The sequence below is a fragment of the Microcella humidisoli genome (genome assembly GCF_024362325.1).
GTDB classification, from domain to species: Bacteria; Actinomycetota; Actinomycetes; order Actinomycetales; family Microbacteriaceae; genus Microcella; species Microcella humidisoli.
In genome coordinates, this window is record NZ_CP101497.1 from 53,989 (window position 1) to 68,242 (window position 14,254).

A 14,254-nucleotide genomic window follows, 5' to 3' on the forward strand; every position below is an offset into this window, starting at 1 on the left:
TGGCTATTCCTCCACTTTCAACGCCGCCTGCACTGCGAGCGGGTCTGGGTCAACGAGGGTCCAGCCCTCGGCTGTCAACGCGACGCGGTCACTGTCGGTCAGGTCGTACGCCACGACCACACGCGCCTCGCGCCACACCATGCTGACCGGGATTCCGTCGGCAAGGTCGACACCGAGCTCGGGCACCGGAACACCGCCGAGACCCGCCAGCTCGGTCAAGAAGTCGCGCTCCCCCGCGGTCGCATACTGCAGGGCCTCGCGCCATGCAGCCGGCAGGGCCAAGTCGACGAGCTCGTCACCGGAGCGGACTCGCTCGTCGGTGACGTGCTCAGCGATCGAGTGCGCGACGATCTCAACTTCACCATCGACGACGGCCGGGCCGAGCAGATTCGCGAGTCGCAACCAGGTGCGCCATCCATTGACGAAGCCCTCGCGGGCTACCGTCTCAGTGCGATCATCCAGCAGAAGTACGACGTTGCTGGCGTTGCGGTCAGCGTCATACCGGGTGGCCATCACTACGCCGTCGCGAGCAAGGTGCCAGGTGTCGTCGCTCAACCCCGATCCGAGGTTCGCGCCCTCAGCCACGTCGATCGCTCGCTGCATGAGCGCTTCCCTCGTGCCGACACTCGACGCGAAAGTGCTGAAGGGCGCGGCCGTCAACACCGGCAGCGACTGGGCAACGGATGCCCACCGACGCTGGGCCGAGTCGGGGTCGAGCATCCACTCCATCAGGTGGGTCATCGGGTTCTGCGTGACGGTCTGAAGTGTTGCCGGCGAGAGACCAAACGCTTGGCCGGCGACGATGACCGATGCTTCGTCGTACCACCACGGGGTCAGCTCGGCAGCGCCTTCATCGACCCGCTTGATGTCGTCCCAGGTGAGGGCGAGCACGTGGTGGTTGTGAAGGCGCAGGGCGGTGCGCTTTTGGGCGTCGTCCGCGATGCGGTTGTGCTGCACGGATGCGTGGTACTTGTACCCGTCGAGGAAGATCGCGATCGGACGGGCACCGCCGCCAATGGGCGCCAGCACGAAGTCGGGGCGACTGCCGGCGACGAACACCTGGGGCGTGAGCATCCAGACTCGGCCAGCGACCTTGACCTCGACTCGGTTGCCCCACGGGCCCGGCACTTCGCGAATCGCGCCGCCGAGAGTCTTGGCACGTTCGATGAAGACTTTGCGGAACCACTGTTCGAGGTGCGACTCGGGGTCGTCGACTCCGGGGTCGACGGTGGTGATTGACCACGGCGTCGGCTGATCGTTTTCGTCGACGCCGAGAATGCGCCGCAGGTTGCGTTCGGCACTCGCGCGCGACACCGATTCGACGTTGAGCCCCGGCGCGAACGGCAGCAAACAGCGGTGGCACGCCGCGCGCGCCTCATTGCGACATTCGCAGTTGGCGACGACCCGCCAGGCGGCCTCGAGCACCTCGCGGATGCGCTCGTGGGCAGCCAGATCGGCGAGGTAGCCGGTGCCACCGGGCACCGTGTCGTGCACCAGCAGCGCTGTGGCGTTCTCGTCTCCCCCGGTGTTCACCGGCTCGATGATGGTCACGAGCTGCAGATGGTCGGGATCGCCGCCGATGATCTCGCGCAGACCCAGTTGAACCGCGGCCGACAGGCTCGGCAACGCAATCGAGTCGCCGACGGTGACCGAGGTGGGCAAGCGAATGACCAGGCCCTGCGTCGTGAGCGTTCGCGTGAGCGCAACCGTGCGCACGTGCTCTTCGCTCGACGAACGGTAGCGACACCAGGCTCGGTGCTCACGACGAGAGTTCGCACTGCCTTGCTTGTCGAGCTTGCCGCACGCCGCACAGACCCGGAACAGGGGCGACAGGTGCTCGTGGCCACTGAGGAAACGCGACGGGCCCGACCCGAGCTGTCGGCCGAGATTCACCCAGCGGATGGTCATCGACCTCAGCAGCTTGACGCCGAACGACGAGCCTTCGACATACCACTGGCTTTCGACCTGTTTCGGATCAATGTCGGCGGCGATCTGCACAGTGAAGCGCTCACGCTCACGTTCGTCACTGCGATCGTTGATCACCGACTCGTCGCGCCGCACCTCGGCGGTGACGTGTTCGAGCTCGACGACGTCCATCGTCTGAGCAGCGTCCACAATGCCGGTGTGGCCACAGCGGGGGCAGGCGGCCGCGGTGGCAGCATCCACCGGCATTGCCGTATCGCGGGCGAACCCGCACGCCGGGCAGTAGACCCACTTCTGCACGTTCGACCCCTCGGGCCCGAGGTCGACGGCGTCGATCTCGATCTCGATCCCCTGCGCATAGAAGTGCGCGCCGGGCGCGAGCTCGCTGATAGCGATGCTCGCGTGCCGCGCATATTCCGCACTCGAGTGCTCGAAGTCTCCGGTCTCGGGGTCGATCCAACTGATGGCGACGTCAAGCGTGACCGAATCGTCGAGCAGCGAGTAGTTCGGCAGAACGCCGTACCGCTCAAGAGCCGCTACCCAGGGCTCATCGTTGATGTTCTTGATCTGTCGCATCACCATGGCGAGCGACGCCTTGGCCGCACGCCAGTCGGTCTTGTCATCCTCGGTCGCCGCGGGGTGCTTGGCGGCGGCCTCGAGATCCGGCAGCGTGTCGCTGATGGCCTTGCGGCGCAGGCCGAGCACCTCGCGCTCCTGCGTCCACCGCTGACTCGCGCCGATGATCGTGTGGGCGAGCGGGCTCGTGCGGTCGACGTCGGTCGAGCCCTCGGGGCGGCGGGCCCACTGGTGCAGGGCATCCACTGCCCAGTCACGCAGTTGGCCGCCGAAGGTACCGATGTAGCGATCGAGCAGTTCATCCGCGCGGGTCTCGGCTTCGTCGATGACCGTGCCAAGCAAGCTGTCGCCGTCGGTGGAGGCCAGGACGTCACGTGCCACGCGCACCGAACCCAGCTTGCCCGCAGAGGCGAGCTCGTCGATGATCGACGCGATGTACTGCCGCTGCAGAATCTCGGTGGCGTCGAGGTACGTGGCGGGCGGGCGCACTTCACCGTTGATCACCGAGAGCGGGTCGCCGAGCTTCGGTAGCTGGTCGCCGCGACCCTCTACGAACGCGAGCGCCAGGGCGTTACCGGTGTGACGCCCGGCACGACCCACCCGCTGCAGGTAGGAGGCGACCGTGCGGGGCAGCCCCGAGAGTACGACGGCAGAGAGGTCGCCGATGTCGATACCCATCTCGAGGGTGGGGGTCGCGACGAGCACGTTGGGCGCGTCGGGCTGCTGGTCGGCCGACTTGAATCCGTTCTCGTAGGCCAGCCGCGTCTCGTCGGGCAGAAGACCAGTGTGCTCGCGCGCCAGCACGCGCCGCACCGACCCTTCGTCATACAGACGGCGGTAGAAGTCGACCGGGCCGAGCGGCTCACGCTCGAGGGTGCCGTCGCAGCGAATGGCCGTGCACGGCCCGCCCGCGAGCTGGTCAACAACGGCAACGGCGCCGGGCACGGGATTGCGGCAGATGTCGCAGACGAGCAGCGTGCTGCCCGCGAGCCGCTCGGCCTCTCTGATGGGTGCGACCAGTACCGAGCTGGCCCGCAACTGGTAGGCCGTCGACGAGCTGTCGCCGATGGTCTCGCCAACCACAACGTCGGCGTTTTCGAGCGCCGTGAACAGCATCCTGGTGAGCGTCGCGCCTTCGCTCGGCGTCACCCCGATGGTGCGGGATGCCCACCGCGCGTACCAGCTCTGCGCCGAGCTCGCGTGGTCGAGGTTCGAGGCCTTGTAGCCGGCGCCCCCCAGGCCCTTGCCGACCCGAGGGAAGGCGGGAGCCTCCCGCCCAGCCGGGAACGCGGGCATACCGACACCCTTCGTGCGACCGCCCCAGACGGCCCAACGTTGCCCGTCGCCCTGCACGTACTTGCGCAGCCACTCGTGTTCGATGGCGCCGCGCTCGCGCATGCGCTCGAGCACTCCGCGCACCCAGCGCACGACCGAGGCTGAGTCGGCCGCGAGGGCGTCATCGAGCATCGCGCCCGTCTCGTACTCCTTGAGCACCGTGCGCCCGAGAGTCTCGAGTCGCGACGCCGGCCCGGCGTCGACGCAGACGGCGAGGCTCCCCGTGCGCTCGAGTGTGCGACCGACGCGTGACTGCAGACCGAATTCGAGCGCGACGTCGAAGCGCAGGCGCCGTCGCACGGCGGTGAGGGTCTTGGTGGGCACGGCGGCGCCGAGCGGCGTGTTCCAGTAGGGGGCGAAGAGCTCGCGGTCGACGATGTCGGGGGCGAGCATCCGGTGTCGTTCGAAGGGGTCGGTTGCTCGGCTGATCATGCGCTCGACCAGATCGTCGAGGCTGACCGTCTCGTCACCGACGGCGTCGCGCATGGCGTTGCGCAGGCTGAACACGTGCGACCGGCTCTGCACGAACCCGGCGCGGTGGGCTGCATCTTGCACGCTGTCGGTGAAGACGAGAGCCTTCTTCTCGGCTGCGTCGAGGTGCCGGTCGCCGAAGATCGTGGTGATGCTGACGGAGAGCAGAGTGGCAATGGCGCTACCGAGGAAGCGGATGCCGTCGGTCTGCCGACAGTTCGGGCACACGTCTTTCCGCGAGTCGTCGTCAGCGTCTTTGTCGCTGAGGGCGAGAACGGGCAGGGCGTCACTCTCCGCGGGAAGCGCGGTGAGAAGCCCCCGCTGCACCGGGTCGAACCACATGACCCCGTCAACGCCCGGCTGGCGCGCCTCGAGGGCGGCGCGGTGGCGCTCGCCTTCGAGTGGCGCATGGATGAGCGCCCGAAAGCGCCCCTCTCGCTTGGCGTGATTGCGGCGAATGTCGACGTCGTTGGCGTCGAGGCTTTCGCCGACAGAGGCGAGCTGCACCCCCCAGCCACTGCGACCACAGTGTCGGCAGTACAGAGCAGGAAATAGCGCGGGTGCGGCACCTTCACCGTTGAGCGCGTCGCCGAGGTCGGGCCCGTCATCAGACCAGTGGAACCGCGGGATGCTCTCGACGGTTCGGTCAAGGCGGCTCAGCGCCCGCACCCACAGGTTGAGGTCGACCGACGCCGCCTCCCGACCGTGGCGAGCGCGCACGGCACCAAGAGCGGCGATGATGTGCTCGAGAGCGCGCACCCGGCCGGCGTCGCGCTGCACGGCGGTTTGCTGAGCACCCAGACCCGCACCGAGCAATCGGCCGGCCAGGTCGGCGATGGAGATCGGATCGTGCGCGGCCTGATACAAATCCTGCAGAAATGGATGCGCGCGGCTGGCCGCGAGCAGCAGCGACTCATCCGCCCCCGCGAATACGGCCGTCGCCTCGCCCGCATGACCCGCGCCGTAGAGCGTGCCGAAGACGGCGGTCACCGTGTCACCCGCGAGGTCGTCCGTGTCGTCACCGGGTAGTCGGTCAAGCACCTCCCCCAGCAGGGAATCATCCACGTCGCGCACGGTGAGCCCGGCGTCAGCGATCACGTCGGCGGCGCCCGACACCCACTCGTCCAGCGCGAGACGCGTCTCGGTCACCACTGAATCGGCATCGAACTCGTCGCCGAACACCGTGCGAGCGAAGCCCGTCATTACGGCCGGGTCGCCCTTGTCGCCCAGGGTGGCCGAGGTCGCGACCGGCGTGATGAGCCCGAGCGGACGCTCTCGTGCGGCATCGTCGATGAGGGCGCTCTCCGCGGGCCAGTTCCGCTTGAGCGCGAGGCCGAGGCGGCGCAGCAGCATGGCGACGTCGGTGCCCTGGGCTCCGTCGTAGGTGTGAAACTCGTCGAGCACGAGGTAGCGCAAGCTCGTGGCGCTCTGCTTCCACAGCGTCTGGTCGGCAGGGCGCAGCAGCAACTGGTCGAGCATCTTGTAGTTGGTCAGCAGAATGTCGGGCGCGTCTTCGCGGATTACCTCGCGCTTGGTGATGAGACCTTCCGCGGTCACCGATGACCGCTCAGGCCCCTTCTGCCCTGTGTACAGCGCGGCACGGATGCCGCCGAGCGCTGGCTTGGTGCTGATCAGTTCGGTCAGTCGGCGGGCCTGGTCGTTGGCGAGCGCGTTCATCGGATAAAGGATCAGCGCCTTGATGCCCGTCACACCCTGCTTCTTGGCGCGCAGAACGTGGTCAAGAATCGGGTACAGGAAGGCCTCGGTCTTGCCCGAGCCGGTGCCCGTCGTGACGAGTGTCGGCAGCGGTCGCGGCTTATCGGGCCCGAGGTTCGCGCTACTCAGCCGTGCGAAGGCGGCAGCCTGGTGCCCGTAAGGCGGAAGACCGTCGAACCATTCGAGAACGCTCTCGGCTCCCGGTTCAGCAGGCTTGAACGGCAGACGCAACCGCACGTACGGCCCCTTGAATACGCCATTCTCGGGATGACTCAGGAACCGGTCGAGCGCATCGCGCGTCTCACCGTCGGCCAGCGCAAACGTGGTGGTCAGATAATCGACTAGCCCGGCACGCACATCGGCAGCCTGGATGCTCGGCAGCAGTTCGCTCACGATCGCTCCTGCAGCAACCGCTCGAAGTGGGCGTACGCCTGACGCATGTCAGCCTCGCGATCAAGCGTCACGAACGGCAGTTCGTATGTGTAGGTGATGCCTGAGGCGTTCGTCGCTGTTCTGTCTTCACCCGAAAGTGCGGTACCCATCTGGCGCCAGCTACTGAGCACCTCATTGGGAACGAGTCGTCCGTTGGCGTCGTAGTAAGACGACTTACGGTCATAGCCAAATAAGACGGCAAACTGCGTGCGATACACGGTGCACAGTTCGTCGGCAGTCAAACCGAGACTGAGCGCCATCAGGGCGTCAATCTCAACAACGGCTTGGCGACGATCCGACGCTCGTCGAAGCGGAACACTCGCATCCCAGACTTTCGGATACTTCTCCAGAGCCACACGGCCTGGGTAACTCAACCCACCGGCCCAACCAAGCGAGGTTCCCTCCTCGGGCGCAGTATCAGCCCAGATCTGCCCGAAGCGATCGACCAAAGCGTTGAGGCGAAGCACGCGCAAAATCAGGTGATCTTCAAGCACAAACCCTCGGGGCGGCAGGGGCGTACGTTCCGCAGAACTCATGTAGATGCCGCTCTTAGGGGCGGCGCGAACCAAGAAGTCGGCCAGCAAGCTCGACATCGCACCCACGGCAAGGACAACATCGCGAACGTCCCCGGTGGGAGATGCGGCCGAGAAGACGCCATTGATGTGTCCCGGCCCAGCAGGGAGCAACGCTGGAATTAGAGTGCGCTCCCCGGTATTCGCTGCCATGGCCCGCCACGCAACACGCACAGTCTCGCGAATCGAGCCGGAGGTGTCACCAAGTCGCGCATACCCCGAGTCATAAATCTGCATGTCGCTTGCGACCTTGTACGACGTGATCGGAACCGCGTCGGACGAAAGGTCTTCAAGATCAACGAGACTCCAGTCAAGGTTGTTCTTCATCGTCGGGTTGGGCGCCTTGTAGAACGGGCTCGACAGGTGCAGGTTCGGCCCCTGCAGCACGACGCGATCCCAAGAGTCGGGCGCACCCCATCCGTACTCAATCAGCCCTGACTCTCGGGCCTGAGTCTCCGTCAAACCGACGTTGAATTGAAGCCGTAGATCCGACAGTCGACGGGCTCCGACAAGCCCCCGAACAACCTCGGCGGAGCTCGCGTTCACGGCGTACAAAGTCCGAGTCTGGTCCCACGGCGCACCGTCATCACCGCCCAGCAACTCTGCCCACGCCTGCAGAGTCTCTCTATCGACGGGAATGATGCGACGGCGATGGGGGCGCACGTCCCAATTGCCCTCATCGTTCTTGATCCCAGGTTCCGGGCCGGTTCCATCGTGCTCGAGCGAGCGCTCGACAGTTGACGGGTGATATAGCGAAGACGCCATCAGGAATTGAACGTCACCTTCACCCGCATAGACGTGGACTCCATAAGACACGTGATGGTCAATCTCGAAGAGGACCAGTTCATTCACGAACTGCCAGTGCCGCCGCAACCGACGGTACGTCGCCGCACGAAGGGGACCAGCCTTCTCGTCAGTGAAGTGACTCTCGGGGTGAATCATCGACACGACGCCTGTCGCCGATTGGTGTCTCCACGTCTGCTGCATGAAGCACCTGTAGAGATCGGGCTGTAACCCTTCGAGGTACGGGTAGTTCACACCCGCGCCGACAAACGCTGCCCCCGCAACCGTGTCGACGGTCGACTCGACAACAAGGTCGGCAACCCCCTCCAGCGCGAGTGTCACCACGCGCCGCCGTGCTTCGTCGGCCTGGGATGCCTTGCCCTTGAGCTGCCACCAAGGATCACCCTCCGCGAGCAACGCATCCGCAACAACCCGGGGACGAACCCACGGCGGGTTCCCCACCTGAAGATGGAAACCGCCGCGTGAGAATGGCGCACAGAAATCGACTTGCCAGTGGAAGAAACCCTGCCGACTAGCGACGCCTTCAGCGACCACGAGCCATCGGTGGTGAGCCAAGACCGCGTCCACCGTTCCTGCACCAGCGAACCCCAGGTCAGCCTGCTCGGCGTCACCGAGGGCAACCCACGATGACCCGGTGTCGAGCATCGCTTGGCCTTGGGCCAACAGCTTCGCCGAGGTCTCCACATGCTTCCCCAGCAGGGCTTCGAGCCCGGCGATCCACTCATCGAGCGTGGGCGGCTTGACCCCTTGGGTGAGCGTGTCGGTCAAGGGCCAAAACCACAGCGCGTTCCACGCGTCCATCACGCGGCGAAGACGCTGGACGGCGCCATCGGGGTCGGCAAAAGTCGCCTCGATCTCCTCGCGGGTTACGCGATCGCCTGCCGGCGCGGGCTCAGCATCCCGACCCCAAAGCGGAATCTGCCGGCGCACCTGGCTCTCGGCGATCTCGTAGCGGCGAAGCGCGAACTGCCAGAGGCGCTCGACGCGCAGGGCGAGGCCTTGCAGCGCAGCGACCTGTTTCTTGGTGGGCTTGCGCGTGACCTCGCGCTGCCAGGCCTTGAGCTCTTTCGTGCGCTCAGGGGCAAGCTCCCGCGCCTCTTTCGCCTCGACCGCGCTGCCCCAACCGGCAGCAGGCAGGAGGAAGTGGTGCACTCCCCCGTTGAGGCCAGAGCCGAGGCGGCCCTCGCGCAAGTCGTCGGCGAGTTCGGTGAGCGGAATGTCACGGGGCACCGCATTGAGCCACGCCTTGTCGGCGACCTGGGCGGCCGTGTAGACGGCGCGGCGAGCCCCGATGAGCGAGTTGCCGCGTCGCAGGTGCAGACCGAACCACGGTGCCTGCAGGTCTTCGACCATGGTGTCGAGCCACAGTGAGATCTCGGCCAGCTCGACTGCTGTGGCGTTGAGGTCGACGCCGTAGACGTTGTGCAGGGCGAGGTAGGCCTTGACCTTCTGCAGCTCGCGCGGGTAGGCGTCGGGGTCAATGCGCTCACCCGTCTCGGCCTGTCGACGCGTGAGGTACTGCTCGGCGAGTTGACGCACGGCCTCGATGGCGAACGCTCCCGAACCGAGTGCCGGCTCGCACACCGTCAGCTCGAGAATCTGCTCGGCTGTGGTGGTCTCGTCGTTCTGATCGAGCAGTTCTTCGAGCGCCTGACCGACGGTGAAGCGGGTGAGTACCTCGGGCGTGTAGTAGGAGGCCGACTGCTGGCGCTCGCGGCCGGCCAGGCGGAAGACGAAGCTGCCCTGCTCGTGCACGACACGGTGCGGCTCGCCGGTGATCGGGTGCGGGCGCTTGACGAAGTCTTTCTCGTCGAGGTGGCCCGAGCGGGTGACCGGCACGACCCACGAGCCCTTCGAGGCGTCGCCGTCTTTCGCCACCTCGTGCAGTTGCTCGTCGGCGAAGAAGCCCGTGTACGACATGAGTCCCTCGTAGACGGCTCCGAGCTGGTTGATGCCGAGGTCGGCGTAGCTGATGAAGCCGCGGTCGCGACCCTTTTGCTCTTTGCTCAGCAGCAGGTGCTGCAGCACGCGCTGCAATTCACGGTCACTGAGCTTGACCTCGTCGATAAGAGCCGTTGCTTTGGGCAAGAAGAGGTCGGCACGCAGGCTCTGGAAGACGAGGCCTTCGCCGAGCTCGCGGGGAGCATCCGTCGCCTCGTCGTCGGTCTCGCCGGGGTGGGAAGGGTCGACGCCGTGGCCGCGATCGACCAGGCGGAACAGCACTGCGAGCGACTCGTAAAGGTGCGTGCCGTGCTCGGCGCGTTCGGTTGAGAGCGATGCGAGGGTCAGGTCGCGCAGGCGGTCGAGGCTGTAGCCCTGCTCATATTCGGGGGTTCCGGCGGGGAGAACCTTGAGCTCGGGCGAGGCCTCGGCATAGAGGAGGAAGAGGATGCGGTAGAGGAACCGCAGGGCCTGCTTGGCGAGCACCTGCGCCTGATCGCCGGGCAGCGGGTCGAGGCCAGCGCGGCGGCGGCGAGCGACCACGTCGTTGGCGATGATCTCAATCGAATGCCGCACGCCCTCGCGCAGATCTTGCGAGACTCCGACGGTGTGCTTGACCGACTCGTCGAGCACCGACGACCACCAGATGTCGCCCTCCTCATCGGGAGCGAGCGCGTCGGCACTGACGCAGGCGAGCAGACGGTCGATCTCGCCGCCCTTCTTCGTCTCGTTGCGCTGGCAGACCAGTTGCAGGTCGATGGCCAAGTATCGCCCCTCGGGCCAACGCTCGTTCTCGGCGATGAGCAGCCACTGACCCGCGAGCACGAGGGCGAAGGCGGGGCCGTTGGTGTCGGCAAAGAGGCTCGACAGGGTTCGCGCCACCGAGTCGATCGGGTGGTTCTCGTCAGCCTCGGGAGCGTACTTCTCGAGCAGGGTGCTGGCGTCCTTCTGCAGCAGCTGCTCGTGAGTGTCGACCGGTTTGGCTTCGATGATCGCGAACGGAGCATCCCCCGTGATGCCGAGGCGATGCACTCGCGTGACGGGGCCGCGGCGCTCGTGCACCAGACCGGAACCGATGAAGCCCAGGGCGGTGAGCAGCGGGGTGACGTAGTCGGCGCGAACGCTCGCAGGGTCGACTGTGGCAGATTCGCTCGTGTCGACGGAGGCGAGGTAAGCCTCGATCGATGACCGGATGCTCGTGAACCGGCTGAGCGCAGAAGCCCCCGTTTCGTCGTGCTGCTCGTCGAACTTCTTGCGACGCTCGAGCACACGGGACTTGAACGACTGCGACGTAGCGTCGGTCGTGAAGTAGTGCTCGCTGAGCCAGGCTTCGCCGACGATGAACGCTTCAGAGGCCATGGTCAGGCTCCTTCCATGGTCGGGGTGTCGGCGGGCACGACGACGACGAGCGGGCGCACGAGGGTCTGGTGCGGGCGCATCTGTTCGGCGAGCTCGCGCTCTTGCTCGACGGTGACGCGACGTTCACGCAGGCCAGCGATCTGGTCGAGGGCGTCGGCGCCGTGCTGCCAGTCCTCAACGCGAGAGGCCCACAGTTCGATTCGCTTCTCGATGTCGGCGCCCGAGACGACCGAGAGGTGCTCGGCCGACGCGAACGCTCGCTTCACCGCCGCAGGGATCAGGGCACGCAAGGGTCGCACGTCGACCGGGCCAGGGTTCGGCGTCGTGTCGGTGAGACCCATGTCGCGCAGGGCTTCGGCCGCAGAGGGGTGCACGGTGGCAAAGGCCTGCTCGGGGGCAGCGGGGTTGGGGTGAACGGTCGTGATGAAGGAGCGAGCCACCACCTGGCCGCGACGGTTGCTGAGCGTCGCCAGTAGCAGCACCGTGGGCGCATCGACGTCGCCACGGATCGCGGGAACCTCGTTGCGGCCCAGGCCGCCGAGCGCGCGGTCGGCCGCCCAGTCGAGCACCGGGTGCAGCGGGCCCACGAAGTGCGCCTCGGGCCACGACGAGATGCTGCGCGTGTCGTTGCGCGCATCGGCAAGCAGGTCGTTCGCGCGCTTCTTCGTCGTCGCGAGCTTGAACAGCGTCGTCACGTCGCGCTCGCGCAGGTAGGTCTGAGGCAGCACCTCAAGGCGCTGGACGAGGTCACGAGTCGGGCTGAGTTGCACGATTCCGTCATTCGGAAACTCGCGCCACTCAACGCCGCCGCGCTCGAGTGAGTCGGCGGGCGTCTCGAAGGCGAGGTGCAGGGCGGACCGCAGGAAAGCGATGTCGTCGGAGAAGAGCCGGGTCGAGTCGCTGTCGGTTGCGGTGCCCGTGGGAGTGTCGGGCTCGTCGTCCGTGTCGGGCGCGGGGCCGAGGGAGTTCTGGCCCTGCTGGCTGATGCGGGCGAGGAGGGCTGCGACCGAGTTGGTCTCGCTCATCACCTTGTCGGCGGTCTTCACGACGTCGTCGAAGTCGCGTTCTCCGGCGAGAACCTTACGGATCTCTTCTTCTTCGTCGGCGGCGCTGTACTTGTCCATGAGCGAGGCGACGTCGCCGAGCGCCTTGTGCGCTTCATCCTCACGCTCGATGAGACGAGTGAGCACTCGAACGTCGCCCGAGAACTTCGCGTCATCGGGCTCAAGCAGCAGGGTCGTGATCTGCGGCGCGTGGCGCTGACCGTAGCGGTCGATGCGGCCGTTGCGCTGCTCGATGCGGATCAGGCTCCACGGAATGTCGTAGTGCACGAGCTCATGGCATTGCGAGTGCAGGTTGACACCCTCGGAGGCCACGTCTCCAGTCACGAGCACTCGAATCGGCGAGGCTGCCTGCTTGAAGCTCTCCACCACCTCCTGCTGCTCGACGTCGGTCAAGCCGCCGTGCAGCACCGCAATCTGCTCGTCTTTCAGCTTCAGGTCGCGCTTTAGGCTCTCGCGCAGCCACTTCAGGGTGGGCACACGCTCAGAGAAGATGACGACGCGATTGTCGTCCTTCGCCGAGACACCGATCTGCGCGAGGTACGCCTTCAGGCCCTCGTACTTGGCCGACTTCTGCTCGAGGGCTGTCGCGGCCAACGACCGAAGGGTGGCGAGGGCTTCGAGTTCTTTTGCTTGGGATGGGGTGGAGCGGTCGAGAGACCGGCTGCGAGCATCCACGCTCTCAATCAGGGCCGGAATTGATGACAGGAAGCCCTTCGCGAGCGTCCACGGAAAGAGTGTAGAGTTGCCGCCCGAATACGGTGACGAGCCGGTCGGGTGCAGCCAGGTCTGCGAGATTTCGGTCGCGACGGCGTTTTCGGCCGGGCTCGCGGCCAGCAGCTTGTGCTGCACTGGCTTGCGCTCAGCCCAATCGGAGCCGACCTCGCGAGCCACCTCGTCGCTGTGCCGGTGGCGGCGGATAATGAGGTTCTTCGCCTCGTCTTCGAGCACGTTGCCCGCAGGGTCCACCGCGGTCGGCTCGAGCAGGCGAATGAGCTCGGCAAACGACTCTTTCTTGCCGTTGTGCGGGGTCGCACTGGCGAGGATGAGCGCTTCCGCGTTGGTGGCCAACATGCGCGCGAGGCGGTTGTTCTGGGTAGCGCCGGTGATGTTGTGCGACTCGTCGATGACGACGGCATCCCAACGATGCTTCTGCAGGTAGCGGCGGTACTTCTCTTGCTTGAGGGTGTCGATCGAAATGATCGCGCGCTTGTACATGCTGAACGGGTTGCGGGTGGCCGGCAGCTTCTGCCGCACCCGCTGAATACCCACCGAGTCGAGGCGCACGAACGGCAGCGCGAATCGCGACCACATCTCGTGCTGCATCTGCTCGAGCACGTGCCTGGGCGTCACGATCAGGATGCTCTCGCCCCGCCCCCGGCGCACCAGCTCGGCCAGGATCATGCCGATCTCGACCGTCTTGCCGAGGCCCACCGCGTCGGCGAGCAGGATGCGCGGCCGCAGATTCGCCGGGTCGAGCGCCTTGCGCACCGCGGCGCGCTGGTATTCGAGCGGGTCAACAAGCATGCTGGTCGAAGCCGTGAGGTTCGGGGCGTTCATCGGAACCGGCGCCTTGCGAAGCGTCGCCTCTAGCCAAAGCTTCGCGGTGGCGTACTTGCCCGATGCGTCGGCCACCACGGTTGCGGCCGCCGGGTCGAGCGGGACGATCTCGTCGATTCCGCTGTAGAACGTTGCGGTGGTGTCGCGCACGAGTTCGCTCAGGCCCTGCACGCGGACGAGGAGGCCCGAGGTGGTCATCTCGGTGCTGGTCACGAGCCATTCGGCGTCGCGGACGACGACGACCGAACCGGGGGCGACGTTGGGGGTATCGGGAGTCGCTGGCGCGTCTTGCAGGGCAGTCGAGTTCATCACTAGTGCGTTTTTCCTCCGGCCAGGACGGGGCGCCTTAGCCCCGGGGTGCTCGTGAGCCCACTCTATTCGTGAGGGTGGGTCGAGATGAGTCTTGCGGTCACCACGGACGCTTGACCCGCATCAAGTGACGCGCACGGTGGAAGATTCGCTCTCAGAGAACCCAGTAGCTTCTGAGTTTGGCTCGATCTCCCT

At 66.2% G+C, this 14,254-nt stretch carries 3 protein-coding genes; all 3 read right to left on the reverse strand.

Features of this window, described 5'->3' with window-relative positions; all coding sequences use genetic code 11:
- Positions 1-3: 3 nt before the first annotated feature.
- The 3 genes from NNL39_RS00245 to NNL39_RS00255 are packed head-to-tail and all read right to left on the reverse strand — an operon-like array spanning position 4 to position 14,059.
- Entirely contained in the window at positions 4-6,414 is a 6,411-nt protein-coding gene (locus NNL39_RS00245) for a DEAD/DEAH box helicase (RefSeq protein ID WP_255159721.1), read from the reverse strand.
- On the reverse strand, positions 6,411-11,129 hold the full coding sequence (locus tag NNL39_RS00250) for a DNA methyltransferase (protein ID WP_255159722.1): 4,719 nt from the start codon (positions 11,127-11,129) through the stop codon (positions 6,411-6,413). The genes NNL39_RS00245 and NNL39_RS00250 overlap by 4 nt, the downstream gene beginning before the upstream one ends.
- A 2-nt stretch (positions 11,130-11,131) precedes the next feature.
- A complete protein-coding gene (locus NNL39_RS00255; protein WP_255159723.1) occupies positions 11,132-14,059 on the reverse strand; it encodes a helicase-related protein in 2,928 nt (975 codons plus the stop codon).
- Positions 14,060-14,254 lie beyond the last annotated feature (195 nt).